The 18,423-nt window shown below is 71.6% G+C and carries 14 protein-coding genes and 2 pseudogenes; 7 read left to right on the forward strand and 9 right to left on the reverse strand.

Annotated elements, in window-relative coordinates; translation table 11 throughout:
- Positions 1-2 precede the first annotated feature (2 nt).
- The 3 genes and pseudogenes from OOK31_RS00175 to OOK31_RS00185 all read left to right on the forward strand — a co-directional run bounded on the left by OOK31_RS00175 (position 3) and on the right by OOK31_RS00185 (position 5,226).
- A complete protein-coding gene (locus OOK31_RS00175; protein ID WP_267010223.1) occupies positions 3-1,808 on the forward strand; it encodes a hypothetical protein in 1,806 nt (601 codons plus the stop codon).
- Between the two features lie 273 nt (positions 1,809-2,081).
- Positions 2,082-2,308: pseudogene (locus tag OOK31_RS00180) on the forward strand (N-acetylmuramoyl-L-alanine amidase); the annotation flags it as partial.
- 239 nt (positions 2,309-2,547) lie between these two features.
- Positions 2,548-5,226, forward strand: a complete 2,679-nt coding sequence (locus tag OOK31_RS00185) for an exo-beta-D-glucosaminidase (protein WP_267010224.1) — start codon at positions 2,548-2,550, stop codon at positions 5,224-5,226.
- 228 nt (positions 5,227-5,454) lie between these two features.
- Here OOK31_RS00185 and OOK31_RS00190 read toward each other — a convergent pair whose 3' ends face one another.
- A complete protein-coding gene (locus OOK31_RS00190) occupies positions 5,455-6,852 on the reverse strand; it encodes an MFS transporter (protein ID WP_267010225.1) in 1,398 nt (465 codons plus the stop codon).
- A gap of 100 nt (positions 6,853-6,952) precedes the next feature.
- On the opposite strand from OOK31_RS00190, the gene OOK31_RS00195 reads away from it, so the two are divergent.
- Together OOK31_RS00195 and OOK31_RS00200 are read left to right on the forward strand one after the other, a co-directional pair.
- On the forward strand, positions 6,953-7,480 hold the full coding sequence (locus OOK31_RS00195) for a helix-turn-helix domain-containing protein (protein WP_267010226.1): 528 nt from the start codon (positions 6,953-6,955) through the stop codon (positions 7,478-7,480).
- A 46-nt stretch (positions 7,481-7,526) separates the two neighbouring features.
- A pseudogene (locus tag OOK31_RS00200) lies at positions 7,527-7,610 on the forward strand (AAA family ATPase); the annotation flags it as partial.
- 73 nt (positions 7,611-7,683) lie between these two features.
- On the opposite strand, the gene OOK31_RS00205 reads toward OOK31_RS00200, so the two are convergent.
- From OOK31_RS00205 to OOK31_RS00225, 5 genes are all read right to left on the reverse strand, one after another.
- Complete coding sequence (locus OOK31_RS00205) at positions 7,684-8,187, reverse strand: terpene synthase family protein (protein WP_267010227.1); 504 nt, start codon at positions 8,185-8,187, stop codon at positions 7,684-7,686.
- The gene (locus OOK31_RS00210) at positions 8,184-8,822 is read right to left on the reverse strand and encodes a chitin binding peritrophin-A domain-containing protein (protein ID WP_267010228.1); all 639 of its coding nucleotides are present in this window, start codon (positions 8,820-8,822) and stop codon (positions 8,184-8,186) included. The genes OOK31_RS00205 and OOK31_RS00210 overlap by 4 nt, the downstream gene beginning before the upstream one ends.
- Positions 8,823-9,075: 253 nt before the next feature.
- The gene (locus OOK31_RS00215) at positions 9,076-9,528 is read right to left on the reverse strand and encodes an iron chaperone (protein ID WP_267010229.1); all 453 of its coding nucleotides are present in this window, start codon (positions 9,526-9,528) and stop codon (positions 9,076-9,078) included.
- Positions 9,529-9,657: 129 nt separating this feature from the next.
- Entirely contained in the window at positions 9,658-10,110 is a 453-nt protein-coding gene (locus OOK31_RS00220) for a pyridoxamine 5'-phosphate oxidase family protein (protein WP_267010230.1), read from the reverse strand.
- A complete protein-coding gene (locus tag OOK31_RS00225) occupies positions 10,110-10,463 on the reverse strand; it encodes a VOC family protein (protein WP_267010231.1) in 354 nt (117 codons plus the stop codon). The genes OOK31_RS00220 and OOK31_RS00225 overlap by 1 nt, the downstream gene beginning before the upstream one ends.
- Before the next feature lie 135 nt (positions 10,464-10,598).
- Here OOK31_RS00225 and OOK31_RS00230 point away from each other — a divergent pair, with 135 nt between their 5' ends.
- Both OOK31_RS00230 and OOK31_RS00235 read left to right on the forward strand, forming a co-directional pair.
- Positions 10,599-13,397 (forward strand): LuxR C-terminal-related transcriptional regulator, encoded by a 2,799-nt coding sequence (locus tag OOK31_RS00230; RefSeq protein WP_267010232.1) that lies wholly within the window; start codon positions 10,599-10,601, stop codon positions 13,395-13,397.
- An 87-nt stretch (positions 13,398-13,484) separates the two neighbouring features.
- Complete coding sequence (locus OOK31_RS00235) at positions 13,485-13,739, forward strand: hypothetical protein (protein ID WP_267011876.1); 255 nt, start codon at positions 13,485-13,487, stop codon at positions 13,737-13,739.
- 34 nt (positions 13,740-13,773) lie between these two features.
- On the opposite strand, the gene OOK31_RS00240 is transcribed toward OOK31_RS00235, so the two are convergent.
- The 3 genes from OOK31_RS00240 to OOK31_RS00250 all read right to left on the reverse strand — a co-directional run bounded on the left by OOK31_RS00240 (position 13,774) and on the right by OOK31_RS00250 (position 18,297).
- Positions 13,774-13,971 (reverse strand): DUF3117 domain-containing protein, encoded by a 198-nt coding sequence (locus OOK31_RS00240; RefSeq protein ID WP_267011785.1) that lies wholly within the window; start codon positions 13,969-13,971, stop codon positions 13,774-13,776.
- Between the two features lie 363 nt (positions 13,972-14,334).
- The gene (locus OOK31_RS00245; protein ID WP_267010233.1) at positions 14,335-17,094 is read right to left on the reverse strand and encodes an IPT/TIG domain-containing protein; all 2,760 of its coding nucleotides are present in this window, start codon (positions 17,092-17,094) and stop codon (positions 14,335-14,337) included.
- Between the two features lie 744 nt (positions 17,095-17,838).
- Complete coding sequence (locus OOK31_RS00250) at positions 17,839-18,297, reverse strand: nuclear transport factor 2 family protein (RefSeq protein ID WP_267010234.1); 459 nt, start codon at positions 18,295-18,297, stop codon at positions 17,839-17,841.
- Between the last annotated feature and the right edge of the window lie 126 nt (positions 18,298-18,423).

The following is an 18,423-nucleotide window of genomic DNA, read 5'->3' on the forward strand; positions in this document are numbered from 1 at the left end:
GCGTGCAACACCGAGAGAAACTCCACGAACTGCTCCCGTGCGCCGGACTCACGGTCGTCGAGGACATGCGCCCGGGCAGCCTGTTCCCGCCGGAGGCCGGCTGGCGGATCGCGCGGGGGATCGCGGCGCCGGACGGCGCGGTCCGGGAAGCGCTCGACGCCGCGTGGTGGCGCCGCCTTGCAGATGCCGACGGAGAGTTCCTGGTGGCCGTCCTCGGACATCGGATCGGCGGCAACGACTCCTGGTGGACCCGGGTCCGCTACGCCGGCGGCGGTGTGCCGGGGCTGACCGGCGACCCCGGGTTCGTGGCGCTCTCCCTCGACGGGCAGGTGCTGCTGGCGGAGGTGCCCGGCGCGGACGGGCCTCGGGTGACGGCCCTCGACCGACTGCCGGAGCGGCTGGAGGAGGCCGCCGCGGCAGCCGGGCGCGAGACGGAGGTCGAGCGCGCCGAGGTGTGGGCAGTGGTGCCCGGCCGGCCGGCGTGGCCTTTGCACTGGGCGGAGTGGATCGGGTCCAATCCGGCCGCGCCGGACGAGCTGCTGATCCGGCTGCTGGATGTGGAGGTGGGCTTCCTGCACGGCTGCGACCGGCCCGCCGTACTCGACGCCGCCGTGGCGCATCCCGATCCGCAGGTGCGTTCGAGTCCTGCGGACACCTTCCGGCCCAAGCTCACGTCCGATCAATGGGTACGCCTGGTCCGCGCCGAACCGTCGCCGAGCCGACGCGTGCTCTGGGCCGAGCATGCCTGCGCCTGGGGCGTCGAACTGCCCGGGGACCTGTACGACGACCTCCTCGCCGGCCCGTCCCGCGCTCAGGCCGCCGAGCTCCCGGGGCTCCCCGCACACCACCTCCCCAGCCTCGCCGCCGACGCCGATCCCCGGGTGCGGACGACTGCCTGCGCCCGGTGGGAAGACCTCGCCGCGCCGCTGCGGGCGCGGCTGCTGGCCGACACCGACGACGCGGTGCGTACGGCGGCACTGCTCGCCCACCACAAGGGCGTCCCCATGCCTCGCGAGGTCTTTGCCGCGCTGCCCGCGCCCCGGCGCGCGCTCGAACAGTGCCGTCTCTCGCCCGAGCTGGAGGCGGAGCTGGTCCGGGAGGGGGACGCGGAGGTACGCCGAGCGCTGGCCGCCAACCCGCGGCTCAGTGCTCACAGCGTCGCCGTCCTGGCGGAGGACCCGTACGGCGACATCCGCTCGGCGGTGGCGCTGCGGCCCGACCTCGACGAGGAGCAGCGTGCCGCGGTGCGCTACGACTTCGACCCGACGTCGATGTCGCGCACTCTGCCCTGGGTCGAGGGCCTGCACGGTGACGCCGACGCGATGCGCCGCCTCGCGGTTTCGTCCCATCCGCTCATCCGCCGAAGCGTGGCCCGCGCCCAGGATCTTCCACCGGACGTCGTGGAGCGTCTGGCTCGGGACGAGGACCGGACGGTCCGCCTGTTCCTCGCCGAATCGTGCGATGGCGCGCCGGCCGGGATGCTGCTGGAGGTCTGGCGCTGGTGGGACGGCAGCTTCACTCACCCCGACCGCCCCCGCAGCCACCCCAACTTCCCCCGTACGGGGCTGCTGCGCTACGCCGGCGACCCTGATGGGCGGATGCGCCGCCTGGCCTTGGACGATCCGGAGTCCACGTCTGCCGACGTCGCACGCCTCGCCCGCGACCCAGAAGCCGAGGTGCGCCGCCGCGCGGCCGAGGACACCCGGCTGTCACCGACCGACGCGGTGCGGCTGCTGAACGATCCAGCGGCCCACGTCCGCGAGACCGCGATGCGCAATCCGCGGCTGCCGGCCCGCGTCCTGCTCTAGCCTGCTGCACGACCGCGACACGGCATGCTCGGCGGTCACCAATCCGGCGATCCCCGTCCCCGTCCTGCACCGCATCCTGGACGCGGCCGCGGCCGCCGTGGCAGCCCGGACCTGAACACCGCCACCCCGCAGAGCCCGTCGGTGCCCGGATGGTGCGCGAAGTGACATGCGCGGTCGGTATGCAGCGCTGTCCCGAGTTGCCCACCGCGGCCGCCGAGCAGCAGCCCGCACCAGAAGGTGTCCTGGTCGTGGCGCCGGCGGAAGGCATCCTCCTTCCTCACGCTGCCGGACACCTGGTACTCGGAGCGGATGTACCGGTCCTCCGCCCGGCTCGTGGCGTACCGGGCCGAGAAGTACGGTGTCCCGCTGGACCGCCAGCACATCCTCGGCCACGACAACGTGCCCGGCCCCACCGCCGCATCATCCCGGGCATGCACGAAGACCCCGGCCCCTTCTGGGACCGGCGCCACTACGTCGACCTCCTCGGCGCGCCACAGCGCCGCCGAACAGCCCCCTCGTCACGGTGCTGACGGCTCGGCCTTCCGGCCGTCACCGGCCGGGTGCGGCGACCTCGGGGAGGCCTTACCCGGGGTCGGTACTCCACCTGTGTGACCCTGCGCGGGTTGTCCGCACTGCGTACCCGCACTCCCGTGTCAGACTCGGGCCGGTCCGGACCCGCCCCCCTCCCGGAGGTCCCGTGCTGCGCAGCCTCTCCTCCGTCCGCGCAAGGACCACGGCAGTGGCCGTCCTCGGTCTGATCCTCGCCCTGACCGCGGGCACCACCCGGGCGGCTCCCACCCCGGATCCGGCTCCGGTCCCGCGCGCGACCGCGGTCGCCGGGGCCCCTGGCAGTACGACGGCCCTGTCCGGATACGCGATCCAGTCGACGGCCAAGGTGACGGACCCGGCCGAGGCCGTCTCCCGGCCGGGCTACGGGATCACCGGCTGGTACCCGGCCGGGCCCCGCTCCACCGTCCTCGCGGCGCTGCTCGCCGCGGGCGTCCATCCTGACCCCTTCTACTCCACCCGCCAGAAGCTGATCCCGGCCGCGGACTTCGCCGTGCCGTGGTGGTTCCGGTCGGACTTCACGATCGCCGACACCACCGCCCGTACGTACCTCGACCTCAGCGGAGTGATCTCCGCCGCCGACGTCTTCGTCAACGGCCGCCGGGTCGCCGGAGCCGCCACGGTCGCCGGCGCGTACACCCGGCACGAATTCGACGTCACCGCCCTGATCGGGGCGGGCACCAATACGGTCGCCTTCCGGGTCCACCCCAACAACCCGCGCAAGCAGCTCACGATGGGCTGGCTCGACTGGCTCCAGCCGCCGCCCGACGAGAACATGGGCATCGTCCGCGACGTCACTGTCCGCCGTGGCGGGCCGGTCGCCCTGCGCGACGTACACGTGGTGACCGCCCTGGACATGCCCTCGATGGCCTCGGCCGAACTCACCGTCAAGGCCCGGGTGCGCAACGACTCGGCTGCCACCGTCACCACGACGGTGTCCGCGACGGCGGGTCCGGCGACCGTGAGCGGCAGTGTCACACTGGCGCCCCGTGAGGTGAAGACGGTGGTCTTCTCCCCCGCCGCCCATCCCGCCCTGCGGTTGCGCGCGCCGCGCGTGTGGTGGCCGGCCTCGATGGGCGGGCAGCCGCTGTACGACCTCGACGTCACCGCGACGGTCGACGGCCGGACCTCCGACACCGGGCACGAGTCCTTCGGCATCCGCGACGTACGGGCGCCGCTGAACGCCGACGGCGACCGCCAGTACCGGATCAACGGCCGCCCGCTGCTGGTCAAGGGCGGCGGCTGGTCCCCCGACGAGTTCCTGCGCTGGGACCGCACCTACGTCGAGGACCGCCTCAAGTACGCCCTCGACCTCGGCCTGAACACCCTCCGCCTCGAAGGGCACATCGAACCCGACGAGTTCTTCGACCTCGCCGACCGGTACGGCATCCTGACGCTGCCCGGCTGGGAGTGCTGCGACAAATGGGAGGGCGAGGTCAACCGCGCGGGCAGCGGGGAGCGGTGGACGGCCGCCGACCACCTCGTCGCCAGAGCCTCCATGGCCGCCGAAGCAGCCAGGCTGCGCCACCACCCCAGCGTCATCTCCTTCCTGATCGGCAGCGACGCCGCACCGAACGCGGAGATCGAGAAGGGATACCTGGAAGCGCTGGAGGCCGCCGACTGGACGCCCCCGGTGGTCCCGGCCGCCTCCGACGCCTCCGCGCCGGTCACCGGGCGCTCCGGGATGAAGATGACCGGGCCCTACGACTGGGTCCCGCCCGGCTACTGGTACGAGAAGCGGGACGGCGGCGCCACCGGCTTCAACTCCGAGACGAGCGCCGGCCCGTCCGTCCCGACCCTCGACACGCTGCGCCGCATGATGTCCCCGGCTGAGCTGGAAACCCTGTGGAGGAACCCCTCAGCCGCCCAGTACCACCGCTCCCCCTCGGCGACGTTCTCGACGCTGAAGCTGTACGACGCCGCACTCGCCGGCCGCTACGGACCTCCGACGGGCCTGGAGGACTACGTGCGCACGGCTCAGCTCGCCCAGTACGAGAACGTCCGCGCCCAGTTCGAGGCGTACTCCCGCAACGCCAAGGACGCCTCGGCGCCGTCGACGGGGGTCATCTACTGGATGTTCAACAGCGGCTGGACCTCCCTGCACTGGCAGCTGGTGGACCGCTACCTCGACCAGGGCGGGGCCTACTACGGGGCGAAGAAGGCCAACGAGCCGCTGCACGTCCAGTACGGGTACGACGACCGCTCGGTGACGGTCGTGAACAGCCGTACCTCCGCGGCCTCCGGGCTCACCGCGCGGGTCACCCTCTTCAACACCGACGGCACGGCGAAGTACGACCGGTCTGTCAACGGTCTGAAGGTCGCGGGCGGCGGGGCCAGTAGCACCGCGCTGACCCTCCCCGCCTCGGTCCCCGGGCTGTCGCCGACCCACCTGGCCCGTCTGCTCCTCACCGACAGCTCCGGTCGCGAGGTCAGCCGCAACGTCTACTGGCTCTCCACCCGTCCGGACGTGCTCGACCGCAACCACACCGACTGGTACCACACGCCCACGACGTCCTTCGCCGATCTGCGAGGGCTGCGGACGATGGGGCAAGTACCCGTCACCGCAGCCGGATCGACGACGGACAGTCCTTCCGGGGTGTCCACGACGACCGTGACCGTACGCCACGCGGGCACCGGCGGCACCCCCGCCCTGCTGACCGATCTCCACCTGGTGACGGCCGACGGCACACCCGTCCTGCCCGTCCGGTGGAGCGACAACGGGATCAGCCTCTGGCCGGGCGAATCGGCCACCCTCACGGCCACCTACCGGACCGCGGACCGGCGCGGATCCGCCCCTCACCTGAGGATCTCCGGCTGGAACACCCCAACCTCGACGATCCCGGCCGCCTGAACGACACGACAACCGGGCCACGCCAGGGTCACCTCTCGGATACACCCCTCGGCGAGCGCGGCGCGGCCGAATGCGTGAACGATGCGTGAGCGGAGGTGTTGGCACGGCCTGGTCCGTCGTGGATCGGACGACACGGTGCAGGGCTCTGACCAGGCACCTCCGGACCACGTCGAGGCTCTTCGGGCGAGCGTGAGTCCCGTCCGTCCATCGACGGACGGGACTCTCTTCTCAGGCGGCGCCGACCTTCGCGGCCTCTGCGACGTCGGCCGCCTTGTCGGCGGCCGGTCGCGGCTTGCGGACGAGCGGGACCGTCGCGCACGCGGCGAGCAGGGACGCCACGGCGACCGCGTACCAGCCGTGCCGGAACGCGGCGGCAGCGTGTCCGGGGGCCGGGGTGCCCAGGATGCCGACCAGGATCGCGACGCCCAGGACCGCGCCGATCTGGCGGCCCATCGAGGTGATGGCCGAGCCGGTGGCGAAGCGGGCCGGCGGCAGGGCGGCCGCCGACGCCCCGGTCAGGACCGGGAGCGTCATGCCGACGCCGAGACCGGTCAGCATCATGCCGGGCAGGAGCGAGGCGGCGTAGGACGAGCCGGTGTCGAGCGTCGCGGCCCACCACAGGATGCCGGCCGCGAACAGGACCGTTCCCGCCAGCGCGATGCGGCCCGCACCGAATCTGGCGACGGCGGGCCCGATCCGCAAGGCGACCGGCGGCACCAGCAAGGGTCCGGGCGCGATGGCGAGGCCGGTGCGCAGAGCCGAGTAGCCCCATACGCCCTGGCACCACAGCACCGCGCCGAGCAGCATTCCGGCGAACGCGATGGTGAACAGCGTCAGGGCGGCCGCGGCGGATGCGAAGGCCGGAACCCGGAGCAACGGCAGCTCGACGATCGGCACGGGGTGGCGGGCCGAGCGCAGGACGAACCAGACGCCGAGCAGTACCGCGGCAGCCAGGGCCCCGAGGGTGCCGGCGCTCGTCCAACCCCAGTCGGGAGCCTGGACCAGGCCGAGCGCGAGCGTTGCGATCGATCCGGTGAGAAGGGCGGCGCCGAACAGGTCGGGCAGCGGACTCTTCCGCGCCCCAGCGCGTCCGGGCGACGGCAGCACCTTGACACCGAGTGCGAACGCCGCGATCCCCACCGGCACGTTGACGATGAACACCCAGCGCCATCCGGCCTCGACCAGCAGCCCGCCGGCCACCGGCCCGAGTCCGGCGGCGATCCCGCCGATCGACGCCCAGGCCCGCACCGCCCCGGCGCGCTTCTCGGGCGCCGTCGTGTCGAGCAGCAGCGCGAGCGACGTCGGTATCAGCATCGCAGCGCCGGCGGCCTGCACGAGCCGTGCCGCGACCACCGTTCCGACGTCGGGAGCGAGTGCGCAGCCGACCGAGGCGAGGGTGAACACCGCCAGTCCGGTCAGGAAGACCGGCTTGTGGCCGGAGCGGTCGGCGACGCGGCCGGCGACTACGAGGAGCGCCGCGAAGACGATCGCGTAGCCGTTGAGGACCCAGGAGAGAGAGCCGAGGCCGCTGCCGCCGAACGAGCGGCCCATCGCCGGGAGCGCCACGTTGACGATGAAGAGGTCGAGGTTCGACATGAAGACGGCGGTCGCGACCGTGGCGAACACGGCTCGGGACGCTCTTGGCGAGTTTGAAATTCCAACTGTCATGATCGGAGGCTAGTCGTGTGAGTTTGAAAACACAACGGACTCGGGAGAGGATGGGGGCATGACCTCGAACGCGAAGCAGAGCGAGAACTCGGTTCCGCACCCCGAAGTGCCCGGTCGGCCGTGCTCCGTGGCCGCCACGCTGCAACTCGTCGGCGAGCGCTGGGCCCTCCTGGCGATCCGCGAGATCTTCTACGGCAACCAGCGCTTCGACCGGATCGTCCGCAACACCGGCGCCCCGCGCGACCGCCTCGCCGCCAGACTGCGCGCACTGGAAGAGGCGGGCGTGGTCGAGCGCCGCGCCTACAGCGAGCGCCCCTTGCGCTTCGAATACCACCTCACGGAGGCCGGCCGCGATCTCGCACCGGTGATGCGCGCGCTGCTGGCCTGGGGCGACCGCTGGGCGGTGGACACTCCACCGGTCGCCTTCCGGCATCGCGGCGGTCCCGGCTCCGAGCACGACGCCGAGCACGACCTCGATCTGACGTCGACGTGCCGGACCTGCGGTGAGGAGGTCGGGCCGGGAAGTCTCACGATCGACGTGCGGGCGCCTGGATGGGACCGGGCCGGGCCGATCGAAGGCTCCTGAACTCAGCAGCGGTCAGGAGTGAAGACTGCCGACGAGAAGTAGCTGCAAGACCGTCGCCCGCTACGGCCGCGTCGACCTGCTCCGCCTCGACGAACTCGGCTCCATGGAACTCGACCGGCACGGCCTGCAGGCTTTTACAGCTTTGGCATGCACGGCCCGGTCAGGCACGCGCGCTCGGACTCACTTCACGAGGGGCTTCGCGATCACCTTGTACTGGTCCGGGACGGGGAGTTCGAGCTTCCAGTTGACGAAGCCGATGGGATCGTCCCGCACTGCTTTGACGAAACCGACGTGGTCGGGAGGACCGTCGGCAGATGCAGTGGACACGGGTACCAGGAGAGCGGCGGCCACCACGGTCGCGACCATGCATGTTTTCGGTTGTGGGTGATCTCCTGCCATTCCATGCAGCCGCCCAGCGCCAGCAGGACGCCGTCGAACCAGCGTTGGACGTGGTCGCGTTCGATGTCGTCGAGGCGGAAGACGTCCATCATCCCGGGGAGTTCCCGCTGCGCTCGGAAGATCTTCTCGTTCAGGCCGGTGGCCATGCCGTACGCGGTGTCGACGGCCTCTTGCAGGCTGCACCGGTTCTGGTTCTGCAGGATGTACACGAGGTTGTTGACGTGGTGCTGGTTGCTTTCCTTGACCAGGGAGACCACGTCGTTCTGCCAGTTGATGATGTTCGCCGCGTCGAAGAGGAAGTCGTTCATCCATACCGATTCGCGCAGCCGGCCCGCTTGATGCTCCCGGTGGCCTGGTCCGGGTGGAAGATCTCGGAGTTTTCGGCGTACACCGCCTTGTAACCACGCAGCAGGGTCTCGGCCGGGATGGTCAGCCCGGTCTTGCTGTTGCAGGACGCGGTGCGGACGGTGTCGGGTCCCGGGGTGTTGGACCCGCCGGGCTTGTCCGTGGTCGCGGTACACAGCGCCACGCCGGTCATCGTGGTGAAGGTGATCTTCTCGCCGATGAGCCCCTGCTTCATGATCGCGGTGAGCCCGGTGACCTGGCGCTTGGCGGAGTCGTAGAGGGCGGGCTCGGCCCGCAGCGCGGTCGCGGCGGGGCGCGGGCCGTGGGTGTAGACCTGGTCGGGCCAGTCGCAGACCGGCCCGGGCCGGGCCTCCTCGTTGAACAGCAGGCCGTCGGGACACCGGTGCCGGTAGGGGCGGTAGGCGTTGTCGCACTGATGGAAGTAGCGGCCGTCCTGCTTGTGCTGGTAATAGCCGCCGGGGCGCTTGCAGATCTCCCGGTTGGGCGGCGGTGGCGGAGCGGCTTCCGCCGTGGTGGGGACTGCTGCGAGCAACGGGGCCACGACGGCCAGGGATGCGAGTAAGCGTCGGATCTTCACTGGCACAGCGTTGGGGACACCAGGGGTGCTGTCCGCTGAGGCTTGTCCCGTATAGGGCCTCGACCTCTCCCTCGCCGCGTGACCGAATGAGCCAGCAGGATCGGCACCAGCCGCAAACGGCGGATCCACTGCGCGGGCTGGGGCAGTTCGGGCGTTGCCGTCGCCTATGCGAGTGTGCCCTGGCCGCCCTTCGGGCCTCCTGCCGCCTGCAGGGCGGAGCAGGAGGCGACGAGGGTCACCTACCAGGTGCGTCTCAGCTCACTGCCTGCTTCACGAGTGCGGCAATCCGCGCCTCCACCTCGGCCGTCACCTCGGTCAGGGCGAAGGCGGCCGCCCACATCGGGCCGTCGTCCAGCTTCGCCTGGTCGCTGAACCCGAGCGTCGCGTAGCGCGCCTTGAACTTCTCCGCGCTCTGGAAGAAGCAGACGACCTTGCCGTCCAGCGCGTAGGACGGCATCCCGTACCAGAGCTTCGGCGCGAGGACCGGGGCGGTGGCGGTGATGACGGCGTGGATGCGCTCGGCCATGGTCCGGTCCGCGTCCTGCATCTCCGCGATCTTCGCGAGCACGTCCTGTTCCTCCTGCGCCGCCTTGTCCGCCTTCGAGCCGCGGCGGGCCGCCTTCTTGAGTTCCTGCGCGTGGTCCTTCATCGCGGCTCGCTCCTCGGCCGTGAATCCCTCGTGTGCGCGGTTGTCGGTGCTGCTCATGGTGGATCTCCCTCTTGAGGCTCTGGATGTGTGAATCTCGGGCAGGGGCCTTACGGGCCCCTGCCCGGGCCGTGCCACCGGCTCGGGAGGGTTTGGCCCCTCGGCCGTGCGGCGGGACCGGGCGAGGCGTCAGACCAGCCAGCGACCGTCGCGCATCAGCTCACGGTCGGCCAGCTCGTTCTCCTCCCGCCAGGCCCGGATGCGGTGAGGAGTGATACGGAACCAGCAGTACCGGGTGGTCAGGGAGCGCGGGTCGAAGCCGGAGCGTGCGGCGAACCGGTCACCCAGGTGCGGCGGCAGTGCGTCGATGGCGAGGACCTCGACGTGGCCCTCGATCATGGCGACGTCGCGGGTATGGCCGAGGGCGAGCCGAGCGGTCCGGGTGGCGGCCAGGTTCCGGCCGGTGGGGCTTTCTGCCGGGGTGGCCGCCAAGAGCGCCTCGCCGTCCCAGTCGAAGGACAGCGGTACCAGGTGTGGGGCGCCGTCCGCCGAGGCACTGGCCACCCAGACGTCGATGTCGTGGCTGAGCCGGTGCTCGGTGTCGCGACGGCGCTGTGCGCGGGAGCGGGGCGGGGTGCTCATCAGTCCTGCAACAGTCCGATGAGGTTGCCGTCGGGGTCGATGACGGTGGCCACCAGGCGACCGCCGCCGACGTCGTGCGCGGGCTCCTTGACGGTGGCGCCCGCGGCCGTCAGTTCGGCGAGCTTCGCCTCGATGTCCGGCACGTGCCAGTAGGCCAGCGACGAGGTCAGGCCCTGCGGTCCGCCGCCCGGGAGGAGGCCGACGTGCTGGCCGGCGGCCTCGAAGCCGACGTAGTAGGGCCCGTCGGTCTGCGGGGCGACACCGAGCAGCGCGGCGTACACCGCCTTGGCCTGGGCGAGGTCGGACACGGGATGCAGCACGGTCTTCATCCCCTGGGTGGAAGAGCTGGTCACGGTCACTCCTGTCGTCGCGGAACCGATCGGCCCGGTGTGGTCCGCCGGGCTCGTTCCCTGTGATCACAGCTTCCCCCGGGCGGGGTACGGGGTGCCTCCGTGCTGACCACGGAAAGCACTACGGATAATGGCCCGGTGTCCACTTCAGTGATCTCGGCTCGGGAAGCCGACGTGCTCGAGCTGCTCGGGGAGCACCTGAGCAACGCGGAGATAGCCGCGCGGCTGTTCATCTCCGTACGGACGGTCGAGTCGCACGTCTCCTCGCTGCTCAGGAAGTTGGAGGTGCCGGACCGGCGGGCGCTGTCCCGGCACGCAAGCGAACCGACGCGCGCCGGGCAGGCGCGCCCGGCACCCGCGCTCCCGGCCCCGCTGACGGCGTTCGTCGGCCGGACACGGGAACGCGGGGAGCTGGCCGCAGCGGTGACGGTACGTCGGCTGGTGACCGCCGTCGGTCTGGGCGGGGTGGGCAAGACGCGGCTCGCGCTGGCGGTGGCGGCTGACGTGGCGGGCGACTTCGCCGACGGGGTGTGCTTCGTCGACCTGGTCCCGGTCACCGATCCCGGGCGGGTGGGCTCGGCGGTCGCGGCGGCCATGGGCGTGGGCGAGCAGCCCGGGCGTGGCATCGACGACGCGCTGGTGGCCGCGTTGGCGGACCGTCAGGCGCTGCTGGTACTGGACAACTGCGAGCAGGTGCGCGACGGGGTGGCGCCGTTCCTGGAACGGCTGCTCGTGGCTTGCCCGGGGATACGGGTGCTCGCGACCAGCCGGGCGCGGCTGATGGTGCCCTTCGAGTGGGTCTTCCCGGTTCCGCCGCTGTCGCGCGTCGGCGGCGGCGAGTCGGAGGCGGTGGCCCTGTTCCTGGAGCGGGCGGCGGCGGTCGGCAGGGCCCCGGCTCCGGCGGAACGCGACCGGATCGCGGTGCTGTGCGAACGGCTCGACGGCATGGCGCTGGCCATCGAACTGGCGGCGGCTCGGTGGTCCACGCTCGGTTTGGACGGCCTGGCGGCCGGCCTCGGCGACCAGCTCCGGATCCTCGCCGGCGGCCCCCGTGCCGACGGCAGGCACCGGTCGGTGCGGGCCGTCCTCGACTGGAGCCACGACCTGCTCGAGCCGCAGGACCGGGCACTGCTGCGCCGGGTGTCGGCGTTCGTCGCTCCGTTCACTGCCGAGGCGGCCGCCGGGGTGGCCGGGTTCGCCCCTCTGGAGACGGCCGCGGTCGCCGACGGGCTCGGCAGGCTCGCCGAGCAGAGCCTGCTCGCCGTGACACCGTCCGACACGGGCACCCGCTACCAGGCGCTGGAGACCCTCCGTCAGTACGGCACGGAGCGGCTCGCCGACGCCGGTGAGCTCGGCGACGTCCGATCGCGCCACCTGGCATGGGGCCTGGCCGGTGCGGCCGGCCTCCAGGAAGACGGCGGCTCGGACTGGCGAGCCCGGTTCGACGCGGTCGCGGAGGACCTGCGGGCCGCCTTGACCTGGGCCGCGGGCCGGCCGGAGCAGCGCGCGGACGCGTGCCGTCTCGCCCTGTCCATGGCCGAGCTGGCCTTCACCCGGAACCTGCTGGGCGAGGCCCAACAGCGGTACGAACAGGCGGCCTTGCTCGCTGCCGACGCCGACGCTGCCGCCGCATTGCGGCAGGCCGCCGGGGTGGCCGGGTGCCGCAGGCTCGGCGACGACATGTACCGCCTGCACCGGGCCGCCGCCGAAGCCGCCCGCCGGGCCGGGGACGCCGCCGGGGCCGCCCGCGACCTGGCGGCTGCCGCCACCGCCGCCTACCGCTTCTCCAGCACGTTCACCAGCCGGGTTCCGCCCGTGGACGAGGTGACCGGCCTGCTCGCGGCGGCCCGCGAGCTGACCGGTGACGACGACCCGGCCGCCGAGGCGGCTCTCGCGCTGGCCGAAGCCGCGGTGGTCGCGGACGCGTTCGGCGCGGTCCAGGGCGCCCCCGACAACACCGCACCGGACACCGTCGCGTGCGCCGAACGGGCCGTCGAACTCGCCCGGCGCGCGGGCGATCCGGTGGCACAGTCCGCCGCCCTCGACGCGCTCTCCGGCGCCCAGAGCTGGGCCGGTGAGAGCTTCGCCGCCGCGGCCGCCGCCCGCGCCCGGATCGACATCCTGACCTCGGCACCGAGCGCCCCTGCCCGGACGCACGAGCTGATCGACGCCCTCGCCATGGCCGCCGCGACCGCCGTCGGCACGGGCGAACTGTCGGCGGCCCGCCGGTGGGGCAGCCAGCTCGCGGGCCAGCCGCAGCTGGCCGAGGTGGGCGACCACGCCACGTCCTGGCTGCTGGTCGCGGACGCGTTCGCGGGCCATGCCGACGCGGTGCTCACCAGCAGCGTGCGCTTCCTCGACGCGTGGGAGCAGGCCGGCCGGCAACGGTCGTTCTCACTCGGTCCGGCCGCCGCGTCCGTCGCGATGATCCACGGCTTGCGAGGCGACCACGAGGCCCGGGCGACCTGGCTCACGATCACCGACCGGACAGGCAGCAAGGAGGATCACCACCACGGCCACGGCGCCGTCTTCGACGCCATGGTCCTGCTCCACCACGGGGACGCGCACGCGGCCCTGGAGCGCATCGCGCCCGAGCCGGAGCAGGTGTGGAAGTGGGTCTGCTGGGTCTGGCTGCACTGGTACACGGCGCTCCGGGCCGAGGCAGCGGTCCTCGCCGGGCACCCGGACGCCCGGGGCCGGGTCGCCGCCGCCCGGGCCGTGGTCGCCGGGAACCCGGTCGCCACCGCCCTGGTGGACCGGGCGGAGGCACTGCTCGGCGGCGATCTGCCCCAGTTGCTCGCCACCGCGTCGGCGTTCGAGGCGGCCGGCTGCCGCTACCAGTGGGCGCGCACCCTCCTGCTCGCCGGGGGCGCGCACGCCGCGACGGGCGCGTCCGCACTGGCCGACCTCGGACTCGCGCCCATGGCCGCTCGGTAGCCGCACCACTGGCGCCGTACCCGTAGCCCGGCCGCTCCTTGTCGATTCGGTTGAGCAACCGGCTCAGCTGACGCCGGAGCGATAGGGGTGCCTCCGGGCCGCCCGCAGCCGTACGGCCTCGGACTCACCGGACTCACCGGACTCACCGGACAGCGACGAGACCTCACGGCGCCCGGTAGCCAAAAGACCGGCTTCGGCATGGCGGTGGCCATCTTCGTCGACGCGGTCGTCATCCGCCTGCTGATCGTGCCCGCGGCCATGCAACTGGTGGGCCGCTGGACCTGGTGGATGCCCGCCCCGCTGGCCCGCGTGCTGCCGAAGGTGAAGCTGGAGAAGAGCTGACGGGGCCGCGCCCATCGTGAAGACGGCTGACTTCTCAGTCTCCCTGACCATCTACATCATTCGACACGTTCGTGAGTGCGTCGGCGAGGGCATCGGCCTCGTCCGGGGTCAGTTCGACTACGAGCCGGCCGCCGCCTTCGAGGGGTACGCGCATGATGATGCCCTGCCCCTCCTTGGTGGCCTCGAGCGGGCCGTCGCCCGTCCGCGGCCTGATCCTGGCGCGGGGGCTCAGCGGCTGAGTGGAGTCAACATCGTTGAGGGACACTGCCTGGTCGGGTTCCCAGCCGCAACCACTGATCACCACCCGCGTCCCGTTGCCCTCGGTCATGACTGTGCACGTCCCCGGAGCGGGTGCCGCGGTGGCGGCAGGCGTGAGGACGACCGTGGCCCCCAGAAGGAACGATGAGGCGACGAGCGAGATGACGGCATTGCGTCGGATGCGCCGGGACCGGGCCGGCGTGGGCATACACGGTGGCCCCGGACCGCACGACACATGGTTTGGCTCTCCGGTGGGAGGGGTCCCGGCTACATCCCGCTGGGCGGCCGAAGGCCCGGACCCGAGGTTCGGGTCCGGGCCGGTGCTGTCCGATGTGTCTCAGCGCAGCGTGAACGGTGCTACATGGGTCGTGGTGTCCGCTCCGCTGATGGTGAACTCGAGGTTGTAGTTGCCGTTGGGCAGGTTCCGGGTGCTGACGGGGAGGCTGTAGGAGGAGAGGAGGGGGGTGTAGTTGAACCGGCCGGTGACCGGCCTCGTGACGGGGCCGGTGATGCGGCTGGCCGTCAGGGTGATGTTCGGGCTGGAGAGGTTGTTGCCGTTCGCGTCGCAGATCCGCAGGCTGATCACGACCTGACCGAGGAGGCGGACCGGCCGGTTCGGGTCGTAGAGCAGGCAGATCCGGTACGCCACGTTGTAGGTGACGCTCTTCGTGGCCGGGTTGGTGGCTACGTCCTTGGCGTTCACCGTGAACGTGTGCGAGCCGAGGGTCGAGGTGTTGACCGGGCTGTTGTTGGGAACCGTGCCGACGCAGCTCGCCACCCCGGAAGTGGCGTCCGTGCACGAGTAGGAGGCGGTGACCGGCTGACGGTACAGGTAGGTGCCGGCCGCCGGTCGGACGATGGTGATCGACGGCGCCACGGTGTCGAGCCGCACGGTGATCGTCTGCGGCGCCGAGGTGTTTCCGGCGTTGTCCGTGGCGGTGTACGTCACCGTGGTCACGCCGTTCGCCGTGATCGGCACGGCGGCACTGGCGCTGGACACGTCGGTGGATGCGATCGGCTGGGCGCCGCTCGCACTGTAGGTGATCTTCTGAATCCCGGAGCCGCAGGCCCCGTCACCGGCACTGATGTTGACCGTCGCCGGGCTGGTGGTGTTCCAGCCGACGGCGTTCGGCGACGGCGAGATGCTCGCGGAGGCGGTCGGCGCGGAGGTGTCCGCGTCGTACGTGTACTGGTCGGCGCCACTGGTCGGGCTGGTGCCGTTGGGAGTGGTCACGGTGACGTCCACGGTGCCCCGCGCCTGCGGCGGTGCCTCCGCGGTCAGTTCCTCCGGCCCGATGACGTTCACGTTCGAGGCCGATACGGAGCCGAACTTGACGGTGGTGCCGCTCGTCGGGAACTCCGTACCCCGCACCGTCACGGTGTTGACGCACGACGTCAGTTCGCGACCGTGGTTCGGGGTAACGCCGGTGACCGTGGGCGGGGACAGCGTGACGCGGTCCATCGCGGTGCCCCAGTCGCCGCCGGCCAGGCCGCCGATCTGCTGGACCGTCCAGACGTCCTTGGGGTGGCTGGGGTCACGGGCGATGCCCGAGTAGTCGCCCCAGCGGAATCCGGCGGAGTAGGCCTGCGTGCCCGCGGCGTAGAAGTCGCCGACCGTCGTGCCGGGGAAGTTGCCGCCCGGGACTCCGATCGCGACCGCGGTCGGGAACATGCTGGTCGAGGAGGCGGTGAAGCCCGCGAACAGGTCGTCCTCGTCGTTCATCACGACCGACCCGTAGTAGATGTGTCCGCCCACGAGACCGAGGTTGAAGTTGGTCGCCAGACTCTGCCCGCCGCTGGTCGAGACCTGGATGAAGCGCTGGCAGGCGCGGGCGGTCGTGTCGCCGGGCGGGGTGCACGAAACGTTGAAGACGCCCCAGAGGCGGTTGTTCTGCCAGGCGACCGACAGCATCCGGCCGTCGTTGGCATTGATGTTGGCGTCGCCCCCCGACGGCTGGGTGGCATCCGGCGGTGTGTCGGCGGCTCCGATGGCGATGGTGTTCTCGGTTTGAGCGACCGGCTGCATGGGATCGCCGGGCACGCCGGTGATCGTGACCACCTGCACGTCCGTGCCGCCGTCGTCGCGCCGCATCGCGAGCTGGTCGTCGATCCCCGACAGCGAAACGGCCGGAACGACCTGGAACTTGGCCGTGTCGGGGGCGAAGGTCGTGAAGGTGATCGTGCCGCGGGCCACCAGCTCGGCCTTGTTGACCACCACGGTCACCACGCCCCGGAATCCGCTGTCCGGATCGCCGGTACGGGCCTTGTCGTAGTTGTTCCAGCTCAGCGTCACCTTGTTGTTGCTGTAGCCGAGCTTGGGCTGGTCGTGCTGGATGTTCGTGGTGTTGCTGCCGACGTTGTAGCGGGTCCAGGTACCGTTCGGGTCGTCGTCGTCGCTGACCGCCAGCTGGATCTCGTCACCGCCGGCCACGTTGGACTCGTAGCAGGCGTAGAAGCGGCCTGCTGCGGCGTCGTAGTGCACCCGCGGGTCAGTTCCCGAGTTCGTCGCGAAGCCGAAGAAGGCACCCAGGTCGAAGGGGCCGCCCACCGTGTTGCCGGCCTTGTCGTAGATCTGCCCGCTGCGGTTGATCATCTCGACGATGTACGTGGGCCCCACCGCGAGCTGCGCGTCGGACGGAATACGGCTGTTCACGTTCCCGAGCGTCGTGAACGTCTTCAGCCGCTCGAGAACGGCTGTGGACGGCACCGCCTTCGAGGACGCGGTGCCCGGGGCCGCCTTCGGGGTCAGGAGCCCGGTCGTGACCGGTCGGCTGGGCACCCGCTGCGCCGCACGCGCGGGCTTCGGGGCGGGCAGGAACGGCTTCGCTTCCTCCCCAGCGGCGCGCCGCGGCTCGGGCAGGGTCCGGGTATCCACCTGGCCGTCCGGCCGTACCCGCCTCTCCTCCTGCCCCGCGGCGGCCGGCCGCGAGGAGCTGCTGGACGTGGGCGGGACGTTGGGCTGCGGCTCGGCACCCGCCCCAGCGGCCGTGGCGGCGATGGTCAGTGTCACGGTGAGCGCGACGACCGCCGTGCGCGACCACTCCCGCGCCGCACGCAGCGCACGTCGGTTCAGTCGGAAGACCGGTCTCGACGACATGGACTGCTCCCTTCCACTCTCGGCGGACATCCCGCCTCGCACACAGATCGACGGCGGGCCGCCGATCCGCTGCAACTGTCAACGATCATGGGGTGCTGTCTAGCGGAAAGCCGTGTACACCGGCCTCTGTCCACGGCGTCGAACACCCTCTGTTCCCGCCCAGTTCCCCCAGCTGGTCTAGCGACTCCCACCACCAGGACTGTCCGGGAGACCACGTTCGGAGCCAGATGGTGAGGGCGGCGGCGGTTGCGGTGCTGCGGTAGACGTGGCGGCGCTTGTCGTACCGGGCAGCCGCGGCCCTGTGTTGCTTCCGTCGGTTGATGGTCCGTTCGATGGTGTGGCGCTTCCTGTACCGCTCTTCGTCGAAGCCTGGTGGCCGGCCGCCGCGTGAGCCTTTACACAGGCGGGCGGCGTGGCTGCGGCCTGGCTGTCGGTCTTCTCTGGGATCGTGTGCCGGATCCCCCGTTCTCGGTTGTACGGACCGGAAGTGCGGTCCGTGCTGCGTACGACGGTCTGCGGCGCCCCTCCGGACACGTCCTGACGGCCGGGCGGTGTCCCGCGTCGCACTGGTGGAAGATGACGGGTTCCTCACCGTCCGGCATCGAGCGCGTGGTGTTGCAGAGGGGCTCGGCGGGTGCGGTGGCGGCACGGGCGTTGCCATGCCCTCCGAGGTCCGCACGCACACTTCACGTATCGGCCTTCACGGGCCCGGCCCGGCACCAAGTCCGCCTGCCGCCTGCGCCCTCACGGGGCGCAGGCCTCGGCGATCGACAGGCTGTTCTCGTAGAGGTGGTGCCGGGTGATCCGGCCGTCCTCGACGGTGAGGTGCAGCGCGAACGGGCCCTCGAAGGACTTTCCCGTCGCTCGTACGGTCCCCGACAGGTGCCCCATCAGGACCGCGTCGGTGCCGTCGACGAGGAAGGTGTCGACGGAGGCGCGCGCGTCCTCGGGGACAGTGTGCTCCATCAGCTCCGTGAACTGGGCAGCACATTCGGCGGCGGTGGACCGCGGCCGGATCCACGGGACGGCCGGGTTCTCGGCCAGCAACCAGTCGACCTCGCCGGCGAAGAGCGCGACGAGCCGCCCGGTGTCCCCGGCCACCCGGGCGGCAAGGAACTCCTGCACGACGGCCCGGGTGGCCTCGGCGACGGAACTCGCGATGGTGGCTGAACTCGGCTTGTTCCTTGTGGACTTGACAAACATTGCGCTCTCCTCGCGGCTGCGGCCGGGATCCCGGCGGGGGTACCCGTCGATGCACTTGATCCTGCCGGTGGAGGCGAGAGCCGTCGATTACCCCAGGGGTCATGAGCGGCCGATAGCGAGAGGGCG

It is taken from the genome of Streptomyces sp. NBC_00249, assembly GCF_026342355.1.
Classification (GTDB): domain Bacteria; phylum Actinomycetota; class Actinomycetes; order Streptomycetales; family Streptomycetaceae; genus Streptomyces.

Excerpts from the sequence above, each read along its gene's own strand:
- OOK31_RS00250 (WP_267010234.1), bottom strand. The coding sequence starts at position 18,297 with ATGTTTGTCAAGTCCACAAGGAACAAGCCGAGTTCAGCCACCATCGCG.
- OOK31_RS00215 (WP_267010229.1), bottom strand. The coding sequence starts at position 9,528 with ATGAGCAGCACCGACAACCGCGCACACGAGGGATTCACGGCCGAGGAG.
- OOK31_RS00195 (WP_267010226.1), top strand. The coding sequence starts at position 6,953 with ATGACCTCGAACGCGAAGCAGAGCGAGAACTCGGTTCCGCACCCCGAA.
- OOK31_RS00245 (WP_267010233.1), bottom strand. The coding sequence starts at position 17,094 with ATGTCGTCGAGACCGGTCTTCCGACTGAACCGACGTGCGCTGCGTGCG.
- OOK31_RS00205 (WP_267010227.1), bottom strand. The coding sequence starts at position 8,187 with ATGAACGACTTCCTCTTCGACGCGGCGAACATCATCAACTGGCAGAAC.
- OOK31_RS00220 (WP_267010230.1), bottom strand. The coding sequence starts at position 10,110 with ATGAGCACCCCGCCCCGCTCCCGCGCACAGCGCCGTCGCGACACCGAG.